We start from the raw sequence: 20,911 nt of genomic DNA on the forward strand, positions 1-20,911 counted from the left end.
ACGTTGCAGCGCTGCTAATTCGGTTGCCAGCCGAAAGCGACGGAGCTTCGCTTGGAGCGCGAAAAGCCCGGCTTTGCGTTTACGCGACCGCCGCGCCGGGCTATCCCGCTCCCATGCCCGCCATCCCTTCCTGGCCGCCGCAATCGACGCCGCGGCTGTTTGTCGAAATCGAACTCTCGCCCGGATCGATCCGCGTTGACGGACCGCAAGCGCATTATCTCGTGTCGGTGATGCGCATGAAGGTCGGTGACCCAGTCAAACTGTTCGACGATGCGACCGGCGAATGGCTCGGCGTGGTGAGCTCGGTGGGCAAGCGCGACCTGATGCTCGACGTGACTGAGTGCTTGCGCGAGCGCGAGGCTGTGCCCGATCTGTGGCTGTGCATGGCGCCGTTGAAAAAGGGGCGGATCGACTGGGCGATCGAAAAAGCGTGTGAACTCGGCGTTGCACGGATCATCCCGGTGCTGACCCGGCGCACGGTGGTCGACCGGCTCAACCTCGACCGGCTGCGCGCGCATATGATCGAGGCGGCGGAGCAATGCGGACGAACCGCGATCCCCGAGCTGGTCGAGCCGGTCAAGCTGACAGGTTTGTTGCGCGACTGGCCAGTGGGGCGAACTCTGTTCTTTGCCGACGAGACGGGCGGCGTTCCGGCGTTCGAGGCAATGCGCGGCGCGGTCGGAGCGGCGGCGATCCTGGTCGGGCCGGAGGGCGGATTTGACTCCGAAGAACGCGAGACGATTCGTGCGCTATCGGATGCGGTCGGGATCGGATTGGGCCCGCGAATCTTGCGGGCGGATACTGCGGCGGCGGCGGCCATATCTGTTTGGATGGCGGCTAAAGGCGACTGGTAATCATCCACCCCACTAGCGCCGCGCCCCGGCCGTCGCTACATGCGCGCCATGAGCACGAAGACCGTTTCAAAGAGCAACGCAGCGGTCATCGAGAGCCGCGATCAACTCGTCGCCAGCTTCGCCAAGGGCGAGAAGCCGATCGAGGATTGGCGCATCGGCACCGAACATGAAAAGTTCGTCTATTCCCTGTCCGACCATCACGCACCGAGCTATGACGAACCGGGCGGGATCAAGGACCTGCTCGACGCGCTGACCGACTATGGCTGGCGCCCGGTGATTGAGGGTGGGAAAGTCATCGCGCTGTCCGGCGCCGATGGCAGCGTCAGCCTGGAACCCGCCGGCCAGTTCGAACTATCGGGCGCGCCGCTCGACAATCTCCACGAGACGTGTGCCGAAACCGGTCGCCACCTGGAACAGGTCAAGGCGATCGGCGACAAGTTCGGCATCGGTTTCCTCGGCCTCGGCATGTGGCCAGACAAGACCCGTGCCGAACTGCCGATCATGCCCAAGGGGCGCTATGCGATCATGCTGCGGCACATGCCGCGCGTCGGGTCGATGGGCCTCGACATGATGCTCCGCACCTGCACCATCCAGGTCAATCTCGACTACGAAACTGAAGCCGATATGGCGAAGAAATTCCGCGTCGGTCTGGCGTTGCAGCCGCTGGCGACCGCGCTGTTCGCCAACTCGCCGTTCACTGAGGGCAAGCCGAACGGCATGCTGTCGTACCGCAGTCATATCTGGTCGGATACCGACCCGGCACGCACCGGCATGCTGCCCTTCGTGTTCGAAGACGGCTTCGGCTACGAACGCTACACCGACTATGCGCTCGATGTGCCGATGTACTTTGTCTATCGCGACGGCAAATATATCGACGCGGCTGGCCTGAGCTTTCGCGACTTCCTGCGCGGCGATCTGGCGGTGCTGCCGGACGAAAAACCGACGATCGACGATTGGACCGACCATCTGTCGACCGCCTTTCCCGAAGTGCGCCTGAAGACCTTTCTCGAGATGCGCGGTGCCGATGGCGGGCCGTGGAACAAGATCTGCGCGCTGCCCGCTTTGTGGGTCGGCTTGCTCTACGACAACGGCGCGCTCAACGCGGCATGGGACGTGGTCAAGAACTGGACGATTGAGGAGCGCCAGGCGCTGCGCGACGCGGTGCCGAAGCTGGCGCTGGATGCGCCGATCCCAGGCGGGGGCAAACTGCGCGATATCGCCGGCGAAGTGCTCGACATCGCCAATGCCGGACTGAACGCGCGCGCGCGGATCGATGCATCGGGCAGCAACGAGACGGGTTTCCTCGACCCGCTGCGCGAGATCGTGCGGTCGGGCAAGGTGCCGGCTGAGGTGCTACTCGAGCGCTATCATGGAGTTTGGGGCGGCGACGTGTCGAAGGTTTATGATGAGATGCGGTTCTAAGGCCGGACCGCCTCACTATCTTTTTTCGCTAATTCTCAAAATTTTCTTAGGCCGTGTCGATATTCGGTTTGCTCGCTCGACGTGTCATCAGAGTGTATCTTCAACGGGGTGCAACATCCCGGGGTCGCTCGGATTGAACGGAGCTAGAATCATGCGTGTTATGGTAATCATGAAAGCGAACGCCGACAGCGAAGCCGGCATCATGCCGAGCAAGCGGCTGCTGACCGAGATGATCGCGTATAACGAGGAATTGGTGAAGGCCGGCATGATGCTCGCCGGCGAAGGCTTGCATCCATCCTCGAAGGGCGCTCGCGTTCGGTTCGACGATGACAAGACCAGCGTCCTCAACGGGCCATTTGCCGAGACAAAGGAGCTGATCGCCGGTTTTTGGCTGCTGCAGGTCAAGTCGCTGGACGAAGCGATCGAATGGGTGCGTCGCGTGCCCAATCCCGATGGCGCGCATCACGAAATCGAAATCCGCCAGGTGTTCGACGCGGCCGATTTCGGCGAAGCGCTCACGCCGGAGTTGCAAGCGCGCGAAAAAGCGATGCGCGATCAGACCGGCAATTACGGCGAATAAGATGCGCTTTGCCTCCGCCGTTCCCCTGCCTAGACTATCGGCATGGGAACGGCGGATACCTTGCGAGCGGTCGAGACGGTGTGGCGGATCGAGTCCGCCAGACTGATCGCCGGTCTGGCGCGAATGACACGCGACCTGACTCAGGCCGAGGAACTGGCGCAGGAGGCACTCGAAGCAGCGTTGCGGCAATGGCCGGATGCGGGCGTGCCGCGTAACCCCGGCGCGTGGCTGATGGCCACCGGCAAGCGGCGGGCGATCGACGGTTTCCGGCGGTCGCGCATGATGGATGAGAAACACCGCGAACTGGCGGGCGATCTCGATGTCCCGGACTGTTCCGTCGAAGACGACATCATGGCCGCGATCGACGACGAGATCGGCGACGAGTTGCTCGCGCTGATCTTCACCGCCTGCCATCCCTTGCTGACGACCGAGGCACGCGTCGCCCTCACCTTGCGGCTGATCGGCGGCCTGTCGACCGAGGAGATCGCCAGCGCATTTCTGACCTCCGAGGCGACCGTCGCGCAGCGCATCGTGCGCGCCAAGAAAACTCTGACCAACGCGGATGAGGCTTATGAAGTGCCGCGCGGCGCGGCGCGCGATGCCCGGCTCTCGTCGGTGCTCGAAGTCATCTACCTGATCTTCAGCGAAGGCTATTCACCCGCGGCGGAAAACGCCTGGACGCGCCCTTCGCTGTGCGAGGAAGCGATGCGGCTCGGCCGGATCCTTGCCGGGCTCACGCCGGAAGAGGCGGAGGTGCACGGGCTGCTGGCCTTGATGAAGTTGCAGGCGTCTCGCTTGCCGACACGGACCGGGCCGGACGGTGCGCCGGTATTGCTGCTCGATCAGGATCGGGCGCGCTGGGACCGGGTGCTGATCCAGCACGGACTGAAGGCGCTATCGATCGCGGAAAGACTCGCCGATCCGGCCGGGCCCTATACGCTGCAGGCATTGATCGCCGCCTGTCACGCCCGCGCGTTGACGCCGGATGCGACCGACTGGAAACGGATCGCATCACTTTATGATGAATTGAGCCGCTCGCTACCCTCACCCGTGGTCGATCTCAATCGCGCGGTGGCCAGATCGATGGCGTTTGGACCGGCGGTCGGACTGGCGCTGGTCGATGAGCTCGTCGCCGAAGGGGCGCTCGAAAATTATTACCTGTGGTTCAGCGTCCGAGGCGATTTCCTAGCCAAGCTGGGGCGCACAGGCGAAGCTCGCGACGCACTGCTCAGGGCCGCATCGCTTGCGCGCAGCGATCGCGAGACGGCATTGCTGGAAGCGCGCGCGGCCTCGATCGCTTAGCCCTGCTTTGCCGCCGGCTTGCCCATCGCCCAGGCGAAAAAGCGCGGCACCACACCATTGCGTTCCATCCAGGCGGAATATTCCTGATAGGCCGGGTCGAGGCCGAGATGACGTTCCTCGGTCCGGGCGCGCCAGTAATAGATACCAGCGACCACGCCCATCAGGATGGTCGCGCGCGCCGCATCGGTCATGCTGCCGGTGGTGAGGATCGGAATGGTCGAAATCCACCAGAACAGGTTCTTCGACAGATAGGCCGGGTGGCGTGAAAAGGCATAAGGACCGTGAGTCAGGATGCCGCGATGCGTCAGATTCGAGAAGCGGAAACCGAACGCCATTGTCGCCCAGGCATAGATCGCCGTCAGCGCGACCAGGACCGTGCCGATCAGGGTCAGGATGATCGGGTGACCGGCGAACCAGACCGACCATTCCGACGTGCCGGGATGGTAATCGAACGGCCCGTTATCACCCATAAGGATAAAGGGCGGATAGCAGATCAGTGCGCCCATCCATCCGGCGGCAAACGGGTTGGCGGTGCGGATGTGCGAATCGAGCGGGCGGAAAGTGAGGATGTACCCGACGGTTGCGAAGGCGACGTCGATCACAAACATGAAAGTGATCAGCCAGTTGGCGAGCGCGACCGGATCGCGCAGCACCTGCGACGTATCGCCGCGAATGAATTCACCAAACCCGCCAGGCACGATCGCGAGCATGAAAGCGAGGAAGAATCCCTTCACCGCCCAGCTGCGCAGATGGTTGTAGATCGATTCCTTGTCGATCGGTTCCTTCAGACCCATCAACCAGGCGCCAAGCGCCCAGGATCCATCCTTCGGCTCGATCGCGCGGCGGTCCATCCACAGGATATAAGGGACCGACAGTGCGAACAGCACGGGTGCCGCGATCTGGAAGCACCACATCGAGAATTGGAAATTGCCCTGCCAGTAGAACCGCCCGACGGCGTAGATCAGCGCAATACCGGCCCAGGTGACCCATAGGCCGGCAAGCTTGGTCAGGCTGATGTCGAACGTCTCGCGCCACGGTTTCAGCGCCGACCAGTCAATCCCGGTGGTCGGGTTGAGGTGGACCTTATCGACCAGTACCGCCCATAGAACCATCGGCACGCCGCAAGACGCGACATTGGCCAGGGCTGAATATGGTCCATCCATCTGATAACGACGCGCGACCGCAACCCAGATGAGCAGCCCGGCCAGACCGGCCAGGCCGCAGCCGGTGCTGACGGCGGATTTGGGCCGAGGATCGGCCTTGGTGGCGCGCGCGAGGGCGGTATCGTGGAACATGGCCGCCATCGATACGCCCGAATGGTAAGCAAGCCGTGAAGGATAGCGCACCAAGGGCCTCGATCGACATATCGGTTAAATGCAAGCGCGGCGATATGACCCGACACGGACCGTAACACGGCCTTGGCCTCGCGCCGATCACTGCCGTGGCGAAGCGTCACGGCGTTCGGATCGACCCTACCAATGCCGATCCGGGTTTGGCCATCACCGTCCGGCTTCGTCACATGCCAAGTCTGACGCCCAGGCGGAAGGCGACCGCCGCATGGCCCTGCTGCTCTTCCGCGCTCGCTTCGGCGTTAAGCGCGAACGGCCCGCGGCCGCCGGCCACGCCGATCCGCCCGATAAAGCCGCTTTCGCGGTCTTCTGGCGTGAGCGTAAAGCTGTCACCGGTCGAAAAGCGCGCGATAGTGACGCCGAGCGATCCGCCGACGATCTGGCGCCGTCCACCCTCCAGGTCGAGCCGCATCCAGGTGCCTTCGGGATCGAGGCTGCCAAAGTCATAACCCAGTGCCAGCGAGCCGGTGGCGGCCAGTTCGTCACTGGTGCGCTTGCCGACGATCAGGTTGAAGGCATCGCCCCCACCGGTTTCGGTATGGGACCCTTCGCTCAACCGGTAATAGTCGATCGCGCCGATCGGTCGGAGGTGCAACCGCTTGCCGACGCGAAGGTCGTACGCGGCAAAGCCAGCCGCCGAATAGAGCTTTCCGTTCCATTTGCTTTCGGCAACTCGGCTGAACGACTGATTGTTGACGCCACCGTCGAAGCGGCGGGACCCGTCGAACTTGATCGTCGCCGCAGACCCGCGAGCACCCACCGCCAGGGCACCCCAGCGCGCGCGCCAATGCACCGCCGCCTCATATTGGTTTGCCTGGATTTCATTGTCGTTCGATCCGTCGCCATCGTTACCGGTCAGGTACGCCAGCGAGACGCCGACACGCCCGACCGCGCCGAGCTTGACCTCGACGCCGGCGTTCAGGCCGTAGCCACTGACGTCATAGGCCGAACTGTCGCCGAGATTCTTGGATGTTCCCCAGCCAACCTGCTGAAACCATACGCCCCAGCCGCCCATATCGGCGATGTTCGGATTGGGATCGCGCAGGAAGCGAGCGGTGGCGCGCGACCCTTGCGTGACGGATTCGAACACACCGCCGGCATAGTCGGGCAGGAAGCTGGAGTAACGCTGGCGGAAGGTCTCGCCGTCGCCGATGCCAAGGATCGTCGCGGAGATCTTGGCATCCCTGTCGATCACTGCGAAAACCGCGTCATACGCCGCCGCCGATCCCGAGGTGATGCCGAGCTGGCTGGCGCTCTTGCGCGCGATGGTCAGCTTGATCGCGGTGTTGGCCGGATCGGCGGCCAGGTTGCCGCTGAACAGGAAAGGCAAATACATGTCGTTCATCGTCAGGTTGTTACCCCCGGTGATGCTGCCCGCCCTGACGATGGTGTAGACGCCCGCCGCGCGGTTGACGCTGTCGAGACGAACCAGCACCTTCGACCCCGCCGCGAAGCTCGCATTGCCGGTAACGTCATAGACCGTCGACGTGCCGCTTCCGGCGTTGATGTTGACGCTGATCGTGCCGGCCGCGCCGACCTCGAGCGAGGACAAACCGACCGAGCCGGTGTTGCGCAGGTCGAGCAAGCCCGAGATTCTTGCCGCCGCCCCGCCGCTGTTGAAGAGATAACCGCGCATGGCGGTGCCCGTGCCAAGCGTCAGCGCGTCGGCGCCACCGCCGAAATCGATATCGCCGGTAATTTTCGATGTGCCCGACAGGGTCACCGTGTCGGCCCCGTTCTCGAATTGAAGCAGACCGGTATGAGACGTGCTGTCGCCAAACGACACGCTGTTCGCGCCGGTGCCGAAAAACATGTCGCCATTGGTCTTTGCGGTGCCAACCAGCGTCATGGTGTCGGCGCCGCTGCCGAAGCGGACTGCACCGGTCTGAATCGCGTCACCGCTGAGCGCGAGCCGGTCATCACCCGCGCCGAAATCGGCGTTGCCGGTGTATGAGCCATCGGCAATGTCGAACAGGTCGTTGCCGCTGCCGAACAGGACCGCGCCGTTGATCTGCGGCGCGGTCTTTCCGCTCTCTACCGCGACCTGCTTGACGGTCGTTCCGCTTGTCACCGATCGCACGTCGATTGCGATGTTGCGCGTCGGATCGGTCGAACCCGAAGCACCGATCCCGCCGCTATTCTCGATCAGCTTCAGCGTGCCCGATCCGTCGTAGATCGCGGTGGCTGTGCCGAGGCCGGATGCGCTGGCGGCGATTCCGCCGCTATTGCGAATGGTGGGAAGGGATGCGCCCGCCTCGATCGAGATCGCGCGGGTCTGATGAGTCGAATCGGCGCCGCCTGTCGCCGTGATCGTGCCGCTGTTGACCGTTTCGAGCATCGTCGTACCCGCACCCAGCTTCAGCGCGGTGGCATTGGCCTTTCCGGAAGCGGCGATCGAACCGGAGACCGAAATGCCGTTGCCGAGGTTGACCGCATGCCCCTGCCCGCCGATCGACATACCCGTCGCGTTGACCTGAGCATAGATGCCGTTGCCGGCGATCGACCCATTCACCACCACCGAATGGCTGCCGGCGTTGCCCGCGACCGCGCCGATCGTCAGGTCGCGAGTCGCCGAGCCGATCTCGACCGCAGGAGCAGCGCCGTTGGAGACGATCTTCGCGGTACCTTCATCGGCATCGGGCACGCCATCCTTGTCCTCGTCGGGATCGGTGCTGACCTTGTCCGGCGGTGGTGCATCGAACAATATGCCGCCGCCGACATTGCCGGAAACCCTGACCGCCGGACCGCCCTGCAGCAAATCGTCCGAATCCAGCTTGGTCGAATCGACGGCGGGATTGCGATAACCGGTCGCGGTGATGTTGCCCTGGACGGAAAATTGTCCGCCGATATCGCCATCCGCCGCGACGCCGACCGCGCCCGCACCCTGCACCGCGATCGTGCCGGTGAGCCGCACATTGCCCGACACCGCGTCGGTGCGCACGCCCACCGCGCGGTCGCCGGTTACGGTGATCGTGCCGCTGCTGGTGACCGATCCGGTCACCTGGCCGCCCAGCCGGATGCCGCCCGAATCATTGCCCTCGACGGTGATCGTGCCGCTGTTGACGATGCTGCCGGTGAACGCCGCGCCATCGGCGGTGCGGATGCCGAAGCGGTTCGACCCCTGTGCAAAGGGGCCATCGATGTCGCCGTCGCTATCCGCGTCGGTCGGGGCGTAGGTTTCGTCGATGACGATCGAGCCGCTATTGGTGATCGTGCCGGACCCGTCCGCTGCGATGAAGATGCCATTCGCGTTGCTGGCGTTGCTGATGAGGATCTTGCCCTCATTCTTGACGTTGTTCGTGCTATCGAGCGTCACCGCGTTGCCGCCGGTCGGTTCGACCGAACCCGTCGAGGTGATGGTGATATCCGAAGGCTGGCCGCTTGCCGCGGTCGATGTCGACACCGGCGTCGTTACCTTGGTGGTGATGGTGGTTTGCGCCACGACTGGCACGGCGGCGAACAGAATTGGCGTGAGGCAGGTGGTGGCAAGCAAATGACGCATAATTTCCTCGGGGCCGCTGATGTGCTCGGGGAAATGACGGCGCCTGCCGGTCCCTCCCCGACATCCAGACGGAGCCGGTCGGAAAAACCCGCAGCATAAGGCTCAAAAACTCGCGTCGAAGCCGATGCGGATGCTGCGCGGACGAAGCGGCGTGATCTGGTTTGCGCCGCCCATCAGAAAGGGGCTGCCGAGCGCAAAGCGATTGCCTTCCTTGTCGAGCAGATTGGTCAGCGACAGGGTCAGGCCGTGCCGTTCGTCGCCGATCCTGAGTTCGGCACCGGTGTCGAGCGTATTGCCTTGCGGGCGGCCCAATATGGGGCCGATGCCAAGCCGCGACTGGCCGACATAACGCGCGTTCGCATCGAGCGTGAGGTAATAGGCACGCCCGACCGGTGCCGAATACCGCGCCCGGACCAGCCCGCTGGCATCGGCGACATTTGGCAACGACGGCCCGGCACGATCGGCAGCATAGGGCATTGGTGGCCCGACACGATCGGCGGCATAGGCCGCGACGAGGATCGTCGACGGCGTCGTGACCTCGGAACTGTTGAAATAGACCGAACCCTGCAGGTCAAGGCGCGGCAACGGCCGCCAGCGCACGCTGATCCCCGCCGAGGTGATCCGCCCATCGCCGATATTGGCGGTGACGGGAAAACCCGACGCGTCGATCAGATCGGCCTGAATATCGCGCCAGCGCGTATGCGCGACCGTCACCGCGACATCGAAGCGATCACCACCGCCATAACGCAGGCCGACCTCCCCGGTCTCGACCGCATCACCCTTATAATATTGGATGATGTCGGTGCCGACAGACAAGCCGCCGGGACGATAACCCTGCTGATAGCGGACAAAAGCGGTGATCCGCTCGACCGGTCGCAGCGATATCGCAAGCGAGGGCAGGAAGCGCGTCTCGGTGCGCCTGCCCTGCGCTTCCTGGTCGAGGCGGAACGCCAATTCCTCGGGCCGATCCAAGGCTTGGCCGGACAGTCGCGAATGGGTCAGCCGCCCGCCACCGGTCAGCGACAGCCAGGGCAGCGGCACGATCGTCGCCTCGCCGTACAGCGTCGCTTCATCGACGCGATTGCGCACCCCGACCACGCCCGACCTGAAGAACGGCACGGCGATCAGCGTGCCGGAGCCCGCCACCGACGCGGTAACCAGCCCGGCGGGCGCCGTCACGCCGCCCACCGGAACGAATTCCAGATCGAAGGTCCGGTCCTGACGCGTCGTAGTGCTCAGCAGGCTCGCACCGATCACCCATCCATCGCCATTATCGCCGCTGTGCGACAGGCGCGTTTCGGAACTGATCATCCTGATCCGGCTGACCTGATCATAGGCCTTGGCCAGGCCGCCCGGCGGCGTCGCGTCGAACCGTTCGGCGACATATTGATCGACGATACCGGTCGACGACACCAGCCTGGTTGCCCCCCAATCCTTGCCGATCACCAGTTCACCGAGGAGATAATCGTTGCGATAGGGCTGGGCGAGCGCGCTCGACCGGCTCAGGTCGTGGCGGTCGGCATATTGCGCGTCGTCACCGGCAATACGCTGGAAAGTGCCCGACAGGTCGATCGTCCAGCCATCCCCCGGCGCCGCGCGCAACGCGGCGCGCCCGCCGATCGTTTCGACCCGGTTGACGTCGGTCAGGCCACGCCCGCGATCGTCGATATAACCGCCGTCGATTCCGCCATAGGCCAGCGCGCGCAGTGCAAGCGTATCGTCGGAGATCGGCAAATTGACCAATGCGCCGGCATCCCCGCCGGGCTTGCCATGTTCGGTGAAGGCTAGCCCACTCCATCCGCGCGCCGCGGCGACGCCCATATCGGGTGCCTCGGGCACGATACGAATGATTCCGCCAAGCGACCCCGCGCCGTACAGCGTACCCTGAGGCCCCTCCAATACCTCGACCGAACGAACGTCGTAGAGCCTCAGGCTTGGGTCGGGCGCGCTATAGTTGATCCGCGTGTCGCCCCAATATTGGCCGACCGTCGACTGGGTCGGCCCGGTGAAGCTCGAATCCGCCACGCCACGAATGAACAGCTTGTTACGGCCGGCGCCGAGATGGGTCGACGCGACGCTCGCCACCCGCGCCTCGATCGCGTCCGACCCCTGCCCGCCTTCCGCCAGCGACAAATCGCGGCCCTGGATAACCGCCGCCATGCCCGGCAGGTCGCGCAGTCTCCGGTCATATTTGGCGGCCGTGACAATGATGTCGTCCATGACCGGCTGCGGTTCGGGCATCGGCGGCGTCGGCCGTAACGGTGTTCTCGGCTTCGGCCTGGATGGAGCAGACACCTCGATCACGAATACCCCCGGCGAGACCTGCACGGCGGTCGCGCCGGTGCCACGCAGCATCCGATCCAGCGCCTTTGCCGCGTGGATCCTGCCCGAAACCGCGCGCACCCTGATGGTGGCGATGCGTCGGTCGCGCAGCCCGATGCTGACGCCGGTCTGCCGGCCGAGAATGACGATCGCCGCATCGAGTCGCGTGGCGGGCACGCTGACGCTGGACAAAGTTTCGGGACCGCCCTTCGCCTCGGCCGAGGTCGCGGCGATCTGGCAGAGGGCGGGAAGAAGATATTTAGCGGTGCGCACGATCCGCCCGAGTCAAAGACCAGCCGCGTCCGTTGCGCTCGGCCTGAACGCCGAGCAAGGGCGCGATCGGCGCGATCGGATCGGCCGCCTTCTGGTCAATGTTGATGATACCGGTAAAACGCATGGTCGCGGCATCGGCGGTCGTATCGACCGGCCGGCCGAGATTGCGCGACAGATCCGTCACGACGGTCGCCAGCGTTGCATTGCTATAGACAAGCTGCCCGCCTTGCCACGCGCCGACGCCCGAAATCTCGGCCTGTGACCGGATCGGTCGGGCGCCATCGACCGCGCTGAGCGCTTGCCCGGGGTCGACCCGGACCGCATCCGTATCGGGCGCAAATACGACCGCGCCTTCGCTGACTGACACCCGTGTCGCGCCGTCATCGCGGATCAGGTTGAACACCGTCCCGGCATCGACCAGCCGGGTGCCGCCGACATTGACCTCGAACGGATCACGCTCGTTATGGCGAATGGTGAACAGCGCCTCGCCGCGATCGAGTGTCGCGCGACGCGGCGCAGAGTGATCGAGCACGATCCGCGTCCCGCCATTGAGCGTAATGCTGCTGCCATCGGCGAGCGCGAGCGTGCGATGGACACCGGGCGCGGTCTCGATGACATAGGGCGACGCTGTGTCGCGCAACGTTGCATAGCCGACCATGCCGACAACCGCCGCCGCCATCGCACCACCAAGCCAGACGCGGCGTGTGACGCGCGGTATGACGGGCTGCGGCGCCGGGATGATCGGACGCGGCGCCGTCTCGAGCAATTCGGCGACCCCCACATCGTGCGCGACCGCGGCATCATAGGCGGCACTATGGATGGCATCGGCTTCCAGCCAGGCGGTGAAACCGTCCCAATCATCGAACGCTGTGTCGTGCAGCCGCATCGCCCAGAGCTGCGCCTGGTCGCGGATCGAATCGTCAAAAGGCGGAGTCATGCGCATGTCCCTGACAGGACGGAGGCGATCGCGTCATTCCGCATCGTCGCTCTCCCGAAGTGCGCCGAGCGCGCGGTACGCCCGTTGCAGATCCTTTTCCACGGTACTGAGGCTGACCCCCAGCTCGCGTGCGATCAGCGCCTGGCCGGTGCCATCGAGCCGGTACATCCGGAACACGTGCTCGGTGCGCGGGCCGAGCGACGACAGCGCCGCCTCAACCGCGCGCAGTCGTTCGCGTGCAAGCAGCGCGCGCTCGATGCCCGGTTCGGCGACGGCCATGTCGGTCGCCTCGACATAATCCTGCTCGCGCCGCGCACGGCTGGTATTGGCGCGATAGCGGTCACGCATCAGGTTTTCGGCGGCGCGGTAGAGATAACCGAGCGGCGCCGCGACCGGCTGGGCCGGAGTCGATGAAACCCGCTCCCAAAGCTCCTGCAGCAGATCCTCGGCAGCATCACCCGCCCCACGCGCCGCCAGGAACCGGAGCAGCCGCTCGCGATTCTCCATGAAGACCTGGGCCAGTCCGCTTGGTTGAGGTTGCGCCATCGCGTGTCTCAAAGCACCCAATTCTCCGATTGCCAAGCGTCAGTGTGTTCGGCGAACGCGCGGAGCCGACTTGCGCCGCCATCCACCCCACGCTATCCGCACGGCACAGTGACGCAAGCGGATCGCGCGATCCGCCGTGCCATGCGGGTATAGCACAATGGTAGTGCAGCAGCCTTCCAAGCTGAATACGCGGGTTCGATTCCCGCTACCCGCTCCACCCTTTGCCAGCGTGTTACGGCCGTAACTTCATCCGTTCCAACGCGTCGTCCAGCGTCGCATCGGCCTTGGCGAAACAGAGCCGCACGACATTGGTCACCGGCGCCTCGACATAAAATGCCGAGACTGGAATCGCCGCGACGCCGGCCTGTTCGATCAACCATTCACAAAACGCCCGATCGCCCATATCGACGCCCGAACGATCGAGGTCGATCGACAGGAAATAAGTCGCCGAACTCGGCAGCACGGCATAACCGAGCCCGATCAAGCCGGTCGCGAGCCGGTCGCGCGAGCGCTGGAATGCGGCGCGCATTTCCACGAAATACGCCGCATCCTTGCCCAGCCCATATGCGGCGGCGGACTGAAGGTTGGGCGGCGTGGTGAAAGTCAGGAACTGATGCGCCTTGGCGAGTACCGCTGCGATGCGCGGTGCGGCGCACATCCAGCCGACCTTCCACCCGGTAAGCGAGAATATCTTGCCCGCCGAACCGATCTTGACCGTCCGTTCACGCATGCCGGAAAAGGTCATCAGCGAGCGATGAACCGAACGATCGAACACGACATGTTCCCACACCTCGTCGCAGATCGCGATCGCATCATGCGCGACGCAGAAGTCGGCGAGCAGGGTCAGTTCCCCGTCCAAGGCGATCGTTGCGGCCGGGTTGAGCGGCGAATTGAGGATGACCAGTTTCGTGCGCGCGCTCGCCACTGCCGCCAGCGCGTCGGCGGTGATGCGCCAATCGGGCGGTTCCAGTCGCACCAGCCTGGGCACGCCCCCGGCACGCATGACCAGCGGCCAATAGGCATCATAGAGTGGCTGGAACATCACCACTTCGTCGCCCGGCGCGACCAGTGCGAAGATCGCCGCCGCCAGCGCTTCGGTCGCGCCCGAGGTGATGATCACCTCCGCTGGCGTCAGATCAAGCCCCTGATGCACCGCATAATGCGCCGCGACCGCATCGCGCAGTACAGGCACGCCGAGCATCGGCGGATATTGGTTCGACTCTTCGATCAACGCGCGCGCCGCCTCGGCCAACACATCCTCCGGCCCACGCCCATCGGGAAAGCCCTGCCCCAGATTGATCGCCCCCGTCGCGCGCGCCCGCGCCGACATGGTTTCGAAGATCGTCGTGCCGAGCGAAGTGTAGAGCGGGTTCATGGAGAGCGGGCTTCGCGGCGTTCGGTCCGGCGAGTCAAGCGCGGCAAGGCTTCAGTCCTGCAGCGCCGCACGAAAATGGAAACAGTCGATGCCCAGCCCTTCGCGAAAATAGAAGCGATGCGCCTGTTCGCGAATCACGCGCGACACGAGCTGCAACTCATTGCAACCGGCCACCCGCCCTTCCGCCTTCAGCCAGTCGAGCAGGCGCGCGCCATAACCCTTCGACCGGACGCGTTCGTCGGCGACCAGGTCGTCAATGCTGAGCAGCCGCCCGCAATAGAGCATGTCCATCACGCGATAACCGGCGACGGCGCGCACCACGCCATCCTCGACGAGCGCCGCCAGCCGGAAGCCGTCGGAAGCCATCAACCCGCGAATCCGGGCGAGATAGGTGTCGGCAACAACATCGGGACGCAATTGCCGCATGACATCGAAGGTCGCGGAGATCTGTTCGTCGGTGGTGGCTTGCTCGATCAACTTGGCGGTCCTCGTCCGATTTCAGATCACGGTGGGCCTGGCGCCGGATTCAGGCGCCGCGATGTCATGAGTATCGCCGGAAAGTGGCGTCGCGCACATCGATGGGCGGTGTAGGAATTCGTCGAACCAAGCCGACAGCAAAGGGCGGCCTTCGCGGAACGAGGGCAGGTCGCGGAACGCCAGCCAGTCGAGCGCCGTCGCCACCGCGATATGGCCGACATGGATATCTGCCGTCACGTCCAGTTCGCGTTCTAGCCAGTCATAACTCGCCACGAGTTTCTCGACATAACCATCGCGCAGCGGCGGATAACGCAGCGCTTCGGGACGGCGCACCGTTTCCCAGCGTACCGCGATCCCCGCATCGGCCAACCCCTGCGCCACCGCTTGCACACTCAACGCGTGCCAGCGCGCCTCGCCCTGTTCGGGGATCAGCTTGCGGCCCGGATTGAGCGTGTCGAGATATTCGCAAATGACGTCGGAATCGAAGATCGGCCGCGCACCGCTACGCAGGAGCACGGGTACCTTGCCCAGCGGATTCTCCGCGAACACCTGATCGTTGCGCAGTGTCGGGCTGGTCTCGTGATCGACCACAGTGATTCGGTCGGCCACACCCGCCTCGTGCGCGAAAACGAGCGCCTTGCGAGCGTATGGCGAGTGGGTCTGGTAAAGCAGGGTCAGCGACATGCACGGTTCCTCCGAGGGTCAGCGTCAACGGGTGGTCTGACGACGAGACCCGAGCGTTTCCGAGCCAAGTTTGCTCGCTCGATCAGATGCTTTAACGACGAATGCATGGCGTTTGGCGGCGGATTAGGCGTCGCTCGCGCTTTTTTCCTGCACCGGCCTCCGATCGACGTCGATCAGGCGCGGCTGCCGTGTTCCGCCAGGATGATCGCCGACTGCACCGACTGCACGCCGGCAACCGCCGACAGCCGATCGATCAACCGCGACAGCTCCGCCACGCTGCCCGTTCGCACGACCGCAACCGCATCGATCGGTCCGGCAGTCGAATAGAGCGAGACGATCTCCGGCCAACGCGCGAAACGCGCGATGACCGGCGCACAAGGGCGCTCGCCGAGAGTCAGCGACAGGATCGCTTCGACCGTGGCGCCATCGTCTTGCCGCCTTATGACCGCCACGTAGCCGATGATATCGCCGCGCCGTTCGAGCCGCGCGATCCGTGCCTGTACCGAGGTGCGCGACAGATTGACCATCTGCCCCAGCGCCGTCGCCGATGCGCGCGCGTTGTTCTTCAGCGCGGCGAGGATCCTGCGGTCGGTCGCATCCGGTTCACCGTCGTTTCGCACGTTTCAGCCCTTCATTCTCGACGATATGCCGGCCTGCGCGGCGTCTTGCGCATCGCGGCCGGATCGTCCCCGCCCTATCATGGGCCAAGCCAATCTATTGATCGAGAGAGTCGTGATGCACACCGTTCGCAGCCTGGATTTCACCGGTACCCGCGCCTGGGATGCCCTGACGATCGGGCGGGTCGACGACGTGACGGTCAGGCTGCACTGGACCGACCAGCCCTATCGCTGGCACGTCAATGACGGCGCCGAGATATTCGTCGTGCTCGATGGCGTGGTCGATATGCATATGCGTGACGATGCAGGCGAAACGGTCGCGCGGTTGAACGCCGGCGACATCTTCTGCGCCGAGCCCGGCGACGAGCACGTCGCCCATCCCGTCGGAGCGGCGCGCATCCTGGTGATCGAGCGCGCGGACAGCGTGTAGCGGTTCACACCTCCCAATAAGGCGGGTCGCCAAACGCCCTTCGCAGCCATTCGGTCAGCGCGATGATCTTGGCCGAGGAACTGCGGTTCTGCGGATAGGCGATGTTGAGTTCGGCACCCTCCGCCTCGACACCGACATCGATCCGGACCAGCGATCCGTCGGCAAGGTGTCGATGGATGAAGAAGGTCGGCAGCAGCGTGATGCCAAGTCCGGCCAAAGCGGCGTCGCGCATTACCACGCCATTGTTGACGCGAAGCGCCGCGCGTGGCCGTACCACCGTCTCGCCCGATCCTTCGCGAAAACGCCAGTCGGTCTCTCGATTGGTATAGAGGATCGCCCGCGCCATCGCGAGATCGTCAAGCGACGCTGGCGTGCCGTGCGCCGCGAGATAGGCTGGCGATGCGACGAGCAGCCGGCGGCTCGACCCGAGACTTTTGGCGATCAAATTCGTGTCGCGGATCGGGCCGTGGCGGATCACCGCGTCATAACCATCCGCCGCGACGTCGATGAATCGGTCGTCGAGATCGAGGCTGAGGTCGATCAGCGGATGTGCGGCGAGGAAAGGATAAAGCGCCGGCCCGAGATGCAGGCTGCCGAAGCTGATCGGCCCGGCGAGACGCAGTGGGCCCGACAGCGTACCGCGCCGCTGCGTCAATTCCTCCGCCGCCTCTTCCATCTCGCGCACGATGCGCCGCGCGCGTTCGAGAAAGGCCTGGCCGTCCTCGGTCAACGAAAGCTTTCGTGTCGTGCGTTGGATCAGCCGCGCGCCGGCGCCGCGCTCGAGTTCGGCGAGGCGTTCGCTGACCACCGACTTGGCCAGGCCCATGCGTCGCGCCGCCTCGCTGATCGATCCGGCCTCCGCCACCGCGACGAACGCCGCCACCCCGTCGAGCTTCATCATCGTTCGGCAATCCCGTAAGCCGATTTCGGAACTTGCCGTCTAGTGCGTACGATGCGTGAGGTCCATCTTGCGGTCCAGAGCCTGGCACGGCCGTGCTCGATACAGGGAGACTATTCATGTTCCGCACGCTGATCGCCGCCGCACTGGTTGCGCTACCCCTGCCCGCCCTGGCGCAAGGGGAAGCCTTTCCAGCGAGCTTCAAGACACAGGAAATCGCGACCAACGGCACGACGATCCATGTCCGGGTCGGCGGTAAGGGGCCGGCAGTCACGCTACTGCATGGCTATGGCGAGACCGGTGACATGTGGGCACCGCTTGCGGCCGACCTGGCGCGCGATCATACCGTGATCGTGCCCGATCTGCGCGGCATGGGCCTGTCGACCAAGCCGGCTGGCGGATACGACAAGAAAAACCAGGGTGCGGACGTCGCCGGCGTGCTCGACGCGCTCAAGGTGACGAAGACCGATCTGATCACGCACGATATCGGCAACATGGTCGGTTATGCCTTTGCCGCGCAATATCGCGCCCGGATTGGCCGCTTCGTGCTGATGGATGCGCCACTGCCCGGGGTCGGGCCGTGGGAGGATATCCTCAAAAACCCGCTGCTGTGGCATTTCCGTTTCGGTGGTCCGGACATGGAACGATTGGTCGCGGGGCGTGAGCGGATTTATCTCGACCGGTTCTGGAATGAATTCTCCGCCACGCCGGCGAAGTTCAGCGAGGCATCGCGCGTCCATTATGCCGCGCTCTATGCGATGCCCGGCGCGATGCATGCCGGCTTCGCGCAATTTGCCGCGTTCGACCAGGATGCGATCGACAACAAGCAGTTCCTCGCAGCGGGCAAGCTGACCATGCCAGTGCTGGCGATCGGCGGCGAGAAATCGTTCGGACCGATGATGGCGACGGTGATGCGTTTCGCCGCGACCGATGTGCAGCAGGCGGTGATCGCCGATGCCGGCCATTGGCTTATGGAGGAACAGCCCGCAGCAACGGTCGCCGAAGTGCGCAAGTTCCTGGATGCCGGAAAATGAGCGCCCCGCGCTACCTTGTTGCGGCGCTGGCACTGATCGCCGGCGCCGCACCCGCCCAGGAAAGCCAGCGCCGCTTGACCCCGGCCGAGGCGGCTAGCCTGCCGATCGTCGGTGCCGGGGCCGGCACATCGGGCGTCGCCGGGATCGAAACCCGGCTGCTGGCGGGCGACCCGACCAAGGCCGGCCCTTATACGATCGCGATCCGCGTCCCGCCCAATATGCGGATCGCGGCGCACACTCACCGTGACGATCGATCGGCGGTGGTCGTCTCGGGTCTGTGGCATTTCGGCTATGGCGGCGTCGCCGATGACACTGCCTCGCGCGCCCTGCCGCCGGGCAGCTACTATACCGAGCCCGCCGCCGATCCGCATTTCGCCTGGACCGGGCCGGAAGGCGCGACAGTCTTCATCACCGGGGTCGGCCCGTCCGACACCCATTACACAACAAAGGATCGACCATGACCGACTTCACCGGCAAGACCATCCTCGTCATCGGCGGCAGTCGGGGCATCGGCGCGGCGATCGTGCGGCGCTTCACCGGCGACGGCGGCACCGTCGCATTCAGCTATGCCGGATCCAACGATGCGGCCCAGGCGCTGGCGAAAGAAACCGGCGCGACCGCGATCCAGTCCGATGCCGCCGATCGCGACGCGGTGATCGATCTGGTCAAGGGTCGCGGCGCGCTCGATATCCTGGTGGTCAACGCCGGGACGTTCGTTGCCGGTAATGCGGCCGAGATCGACCCCGACACGGTCGACCGGATGATCGATATCAACGTGCGTGCCCCCTATCATGCCGCGGTAGAGGCGGCGCGGGCGATGCCCGAGGGTGGAAGGATCATCGTGATCGGATCGACCAATGGTGATCGCATGCCTTTTGCCGGGGCCGCCGCCTATGCGCTGACCAAGGCCGCGCTGCAGGGCATGGCACGCGGGTTGGCACGCGATTTCGGTGATCGCGGGATCACCGTCAACATCGTCCAGCCCGGCCCGACCGATACCGACATGAACCCCGCCGACGGGCCGATGAGCGGCACGATGCACGACCTGATGGCGATCAAGCGTCACGCGACCAGCGCGGAAATCGCCGGCATGGTGGCTTATCTCGCCGGTCCGGAGGCCGGCATCATAACCGGCGCGATGCACACGATCGATGGCGGGTTCGGCGCATAGGGCAATCAGCTATTGCGCTCCCCGCGTGCTTGCTTCCAAGCTGGCGACCGAAACGAGGCTTTGGCCTTCGGCGCGGGTTGATCGGTTAGCGTATGGTTCTTCAGGCACAAAGAAGCGCATCGACGATCCAGGCGATCATGGCAGCCGCGCGCGCGCTATTTTCGGAACACGGTTATGAGGCGGTCAGCGTCGATCTGCTCGTTCAGCGCGCCGGCGTGGCCAAGGGCGCGTTTTACCATCATTTCGCCTCCAAGCGCGACCTGCTGGAACGGCTGATCGACACCGTGCAAGGCGAACTGGCGATGCAGATCGCGACCAAGGCGTCAGGCGGCCCGGTGACGTCGAACAGCATCGCGCTCAGCGTCGGCGCCTATCTGCAGGCGGCGATCGAACCGGATCGCAAGCGTATCCTGCTGGTCGACGGACCGGCGGTGCTCGGCTGGCAGCGCTGGCGGGAGATCGACGACCGTTATTTCGCCGCCGCCACTCGCGCCGGCATCGGTAAGCTGATGAACGCGCCGGCCGAGTCCGAAGAGGCGGACGCGGTGACCCGGCTGGCGCTGGGTGCGATCATGGAAGCGGCACTGGCATGCGGCACGTCGGCCGATGCCGCGGCAAGCGCGCGCGACTTCACCAGCGCTTTTCAACGCATGCTGTCCGGGGTCGAGCGCGAGCGCTGACGCCCCGTTCGACTTGACAGGATACCTGTTCCCGTCAATAACAGACCGGCAGTCTGTTATTGACGGGAACCATCATGCCTGACGTCCGGCGGGTCGAACAATTCATGACAATGGTCGAGGCTGGCGACTATGTCGCCGCACTCGAAACCTTTTACGCGGAGGACGCCGCGACCAGCGAGAACGGCGCACCGCCGCGCGTCGGTCGCAACGCGCTTATCGCCGCGGAACATAAGACGCTCGCGCGCAACAACGCGGTCAGGGGCAAGCGACTGAGCGCGCCGTCAATCGATGGCGACCGCGTGGCGATCGCGTGGCGGTTCGAATTCGACGGCCTGGACGGGATTACCCGCGCGATGGAGGAAATCGCCTGGCAGCGTTGGTCGGGCGACCGGATCGCGGAGGAACGGTTCTTCTACGATCCCCGTCAGCTCGCCGCGCCAATGGCGACAGGTTGAGCG

20 protein-coding genes and 1 tRNA gene are annotated in these 20,911 nt (G+C 64.7%); 11 read left to right on the plus strand and 10 right to left on the minus strand.

Features of this window, described 5'->3' with window-relative positions:
- The first annotated feature begins 113 nt into the window (after positions 1-113).
- The 4 genes from ACVWZA_RS11435 (at position 114) to ACVWZA_RS11450 (ending at position 4,158) form a co-directional block, all read left to right on the plus strand.
- Entirely contained in the window at positions 114-854 is a 741-nt protein-coding gene (locus ACVWZA_RS11435; protein WP_457311321.1) for a 16S rRNA (uracil(1498)-N(3))-methyltransferase, read from the plus strand.
- A 48-nt stretch (positions 855-902) separates the two neighbouring features.
- Positions 903-2,276, plus strand: a complete 1,374-nt coding sequence (locus tag ACVWZA_RS11440; RefSeq protein ID WP_457311322.1) for a glutamate--cysteine ligase — start codon at positions 903-905, stop codon at positions 2,274-2,276.
- Between the two features lie 151 nt (positions 2,277-2,427).
- Positions 2,428-2,856 carry a YciI family protein gene (locus ACVWZA_RS11445; RefSeq protein ID WP_457311323.1) on the plus strand — a complete coding sequence of 143 codons (429 nt, stop codon included), beginning with the start codon at positions 2,428-2,430 and terminating at the stop codon, positions 2,854-2,856.
- 42 nt (positions 2,857-2,898) lie between these two features.
- Complete coding sequence (locus ACVWZA_RS11450) at positions 2,899-4,158, plus strand: RNA polymerase sigma factor (protein ID WP_457311324.1); 1,260 nt, start codon at positions 2,899-2,901, stop codon at positions 4,156-4,158.
- On the opposite strand, the gene ACVWZA_RS11455 is transcribed toward ACVWZA_RS11450, so the two are convergent.
- The 5 genes from ACVWZA_RS11455 to ACVWZA_RS11475 form a co-directional block, all read right to left on the minus strand.
- Positions 4,155-5,453 (minus strand): methyltransferase family protein, encoded by a 1,299-nt coding sequence (locus ACVWZA_RS11455; RefSeq protein ID WP_457311412.1) that lies wholly within the window; start codon positions 5,451-5,453, stop codon positions 4,155-4,157. The genes ACVWZA_RS11450 and ACVWZA_RS11455 overlap by 4 nt on opposite strands.
- 220 nt (positions 5,454-5,673) lie before the next feature.
- Positions 5,674-9,009, minus strand: coding sequence for an autotransporter outer membrane beta-barrel domain-containing protein (locus tag ACVWZA_RS11460; RefSeq protein ID WP_457311325.1), 3,336 nt, complete (start codon positions 9,007-9,009; stop codon positions 5,674-5,676).
- Between the two features lie 102 nt (positions 9,010-9,111).
- Complete coding sequence (locus tag ACVWZA_RS11465) at positions 9,112-11,604, minus strand: TonB-dependent receptor (RefSeq protein WP_457311326.1); 2,493 nt, start codon at positions 11,602-11,604, stop codon at positions 9,112-9,114.
- Positions 11,591-12,541: a FecR family protein gene (locus ACVWZA_RS11470; RefSeq protein WP_457311327.1), complete on the minus strand. Its 951-nt coding sequence runs from the start codon at positions 12,539-12,541 to the stop codon at positions 11,591-11,593. Before ACVWZA_RS11470 ends, ACVWZA_RS11465 begins: the two co-directional genes overlap by 14 nt.
- Before the next feature lie 33 nt (positions 12,542-12,574).
- Positions 12,575-13,087, minus strand: coding sequence for an RNA polymerase sigma factor (locus ACVWZA_RS11475; RefSeq protein ID WP_457311328.1), 513 nt, complete (start codon positions 13,085-13,087; stop codon positions 12,575-12,577).
- Positions 13,088-13,230: 143 nt separating this feature from the next.
- Between ACVWZA_RS11475 and ACVWZA_RS11480 the strand changes: the two genes are divergently transcribed.
- Positions 13,231-13,304 (plus strand) — tRNA-Gly (locus ACVWZA_RS11480).
- Between the two features lie 15 nt (positions 13,305-13,319).
- Here the strand turns inward: ACVWZA_RS11480 and ACVWZA_RS11485 are convergent.
- The 4 genes from ACVWZA_RS11485 to ACVWZA_RS11500 form a co-directional block, all read right to left on the minus strand.
- On the minus strand, positions 13,320-14,462 hold the full coding sequence (locus ACVWZA_RS11485) for an aminotransferase (protein ID WP_457311329.1): 1,143 nt from the start codon (positions 14,460-14,462) through the stop codon (positions 13,320-13,322).
- Positions 14,463-14,513: 51 nt separating this feature from the next.
- Positions 14,514-14,939 (minus strand): GNAT family N-acetyltransferase, encoded by a 426-nt coding sequence (locus tag ACVWZA_RS11490; RefSeq protein ID WP_457311330.1) that lies wholly within the window; start codon positions 14,937-14,939, stop codon positions 14,514-14,516.
- A 21-nt stretch (positions 14,940-14,960) separates the two neighbouring features.
- A complete protein-coding gene (locus tag ACVWZA_RS11495; RefSeq protein WP_457311331.1) occupies positions 14,961-15,623 on the minus strand; it encodes a glutathione S-transferase family protein in 663 nt (220 codons plus the stop codon).
- Between the two features lie 173 nt (positions 15,624-15,796).
- Positions 15,797-16,243 (minus strand): Lrp/AsnC family transcriptional regulator, encoded by a 447-nt coding sequence (locus tag ACVWZA_RS11500; protein WP_457311332.1) that lies wholly within the window; start codon positions 16,241-16,243, stop codon positions 15,797-15,799.
- 115 nt (positions 16,244-16,358) lie between these two features.
- On the opposite strand from ACVWZA_RS11500, the gene ACVWZA_RS11505 reads away from it, so the two are divergent.
- On the plus strand, positions 16,359-16,670 hold the full coding sequence (locus ACVWZA_RS11505; RefSeq protein WP_457311413.1) for a cupin domain-containing protein: 312 nt from the start codon (positions 16,359-16,361) through the stop codon (positions 16,668-16,670).
- A 4-nt stretch (positions 16,671-16,674) separates the two neighbouring features.
- Here the strand turns inward: ACVWZA_RS11505 and ACVWZA_RS11510 are convergent, their stop codons facing one another.
- A complete protein-coding gene (locus tag ACVWZA_RS11510) occupies positions 16,675-17,571 on the minus strand; it encodes a LysR family transcriptional regulator (RefSeq protein ID WP_457311333.1) in 897 nt (298 codons plus the stop codon).
- Between the two features lie 116 nt (positions 17,572-17,687).
- On the opposite strand from ACVWZA_RS11510, the gene ACVWZA_RS11515 reads away from it, so the two are divergent.
- From ACVWZA_RS11515 to ACVWZA_RS11535, 5 genes are all read left to right on the plus strand, one after another.
- Positions 17,688-18,602, plus strand: a complete 915-nt coding sequence (locus ACVWZA_RS11515; protein WP_457311334.1) for an alpha/beta fold hydrolase — start codon at positions 17,688-17,690, stop codon at positions 18,600-18,602.
- The gene (locus ACVWZA_RS11520; protein ID WP_457311335.1) at positions 18,599-19,063 is read left to right on the plus strand and encodes a cupin domain-containing protein; all 465 of its coding nucleotides are present in this window, start codon (positions 18,599-18,601) and stop codon (positions 19,061-19,063) included. The genes ACVWZA_RS11515 and ACVWZA_RS11520 overlap by 4 nt, the downstream gene beginning before the upstream one ends.
- Complete coding sequence (bdcA, locus tag ACVWZA_RS11525) at positions 19,060-19,773, plus strand: SDR family oxidoreductase (RefSeq protein ID WP_457311336.1); 714 nt, start codon at positions 19,060-19,062, stop codon at positions 19,771-19,773. Before ACVWZA_RS11520 ends, bdcA begins: the two co-directional genes overlap by 4 nt.
- 137 nt (positions 19,774-19,910) lie before the next feature.
- Complete coding sequence (locus ACVWZA_RS11530; RefSeq protein WP_457311337.1) at positions 19,911-20,453, plus strand: helix-turn-helix domain-containing protein; 543 nt, start codon at positions 19,911-19,913, stop codon at positions 20,451-20,453.
- 74 nt (positions 20,454-20,527) lie between these two features.
- On the plus strand, positions 20,528-20,908 hold the full coding sequence (locus ACVWZA_RS11535; RefSeq protein WP_457311338.1) for a nuclear transport factor 2 family protein: 381 nt from the start codon (positions 20,528-20,530) through the stop codon (positions 20,906-20,908).
- The last annotated feature ends 3 nt before the right edge of the window (positions 20,909-20,911 follow it).

The sequence above is a fragment of the Sphingomonas sp. UYAg733 genome (assembly GCF_054057355.1).

What these genes read in the sequence shown, in the direction of transcription:
- ACVWZA_RS11530 (WP_457311337.1), top strand. Translation starts at nt 19,911, where the DNA reads ATGGCAGCCGCGCGCGCGCTATTTTCGGAACACGGTTATGAGGCGGTC.
- ACVWZA_RS11505 (WP_457311413.1), top strand. Translation starts at nt 16,359, where the DNA reads ATGCACACCGTTCGCAGCCTGGATTTCACCGGTACCCGCGCCTGGGAT.
- ACVWZA_RS11455 (WP_457311412.1), bottom strand. Translation starts at nt 5,453, where the DNA reads ATGTTCCACGATACCGCCCTCGCGCGCGCCACCAAGGCCGATCCTCGG.
- ACVWZA_RS11450 (WP_457311324.1), top strand. Translation starts at nt 2,899, where the DNA reads ATGGGAACGGCGGATACCTTGCGAGCGGTCGAGACGGTGTGGCGGATC.
- ACVWZA_RS11515 (WP_457311334.1), top strand. Translation starts at nt 17,688, where the DNA reads ATGTTCCGCACGCTGATCGCCGCCGCACTGGTTGCGCTACCCCTGCCC.
- ACVWZA_RS11475 (WP_457311328.1), bottom strand. Translation starts at nt 13,087, where the DNA reads ATGGCGCAACCTCAACCAAGCGGACTGGCCCAGGTCTTCATGGAGAAT.
- ACVWZA_RS11435 (WP_457311321.1), top strand. Translation starts at nt 114, where the DNA reads ATGCCCGCCATCCCTTCCTGGCCGCCGCAATCGACGCCGCGGCTGTTT.
- ACVWZA_RS11470 (WP_457311327.1), bottom strand. Translation starts at nt 12,541, where the DNA reads ATGACTCCGCCTTTTGACGATTCGATCCGCGACCAGGCGCAGCTCTGG.
- ACVWZA_RS11445 (WP_457311323.1), top strand. Translation starts at nt 2,428, where the DNA reads ATGCGTGTTATGGTAATCATGAAAGCGAACGCCGACAGCGAAGCCGGC.
- ACVWZA_RS11440 (WP_457311322.1), top strand. Translation starts at nt 903, where the DNA reads ATGAGCACGAAGACCGTTTCAAAGAGCAACGCAGCGGTCATCGAGAGC.
- bdcA (WP_457311336.1), top strand. Translation starts at nt 19,060, where the DNA reads ATGACCGACTTCACCGGCAAGACCATCCTCGTCATCGGCGGCAGTCGG.
- ACVWZA_RS11535 (WP_457311338.1), top strand. Translation starts at nt 20,528, where the DNA reads ATGCCTGACGTCCGGCGGGTCGAACAATTCATGACAATGGTCGAGGCT.
- ACVWZA_RS11495 (WP_457311331.1), bottom strand. Translation starts at nt 15,623, where the DNA reads ATGTCGCTGACCCTGCTTTACCAGACCCACTCGCCATACGCTCGCAAG.
- ACVWZA_RS11460 (WP_457311325.1), bottom strand. Translation starts at nt 9,009, where the DNA reads ATGCGTCATTTGCTTGCCACCACCTGCCTCACGCCAATTCTGTTCGCC.
- ACVWZA_RS11485 (WP_457311329.1), bottom strand. Translation starts at nt 14,462, where the DNA reads ATGAACCCGCTCTACACTTCGCTCGGCACGACGATCTTCGAAACCATG.
- ACVWZA_RS11510 (WP_457311333.1), bottom strand. Translation starts at nt 17,571, where the DNA reads ATGATGAAGCTCGACGGGGTGGCGGCGTTCGTCGCGGTGGCGGAGGCC.
- ACVWZA_RS11520 (WP_457311335.1), top strand. Translation starts at nt 18,599, where the DNA reads ATGAGCGCCCCGCGCTACCTTGTTGCGGCGCTGGCACTGATCGCCGGC.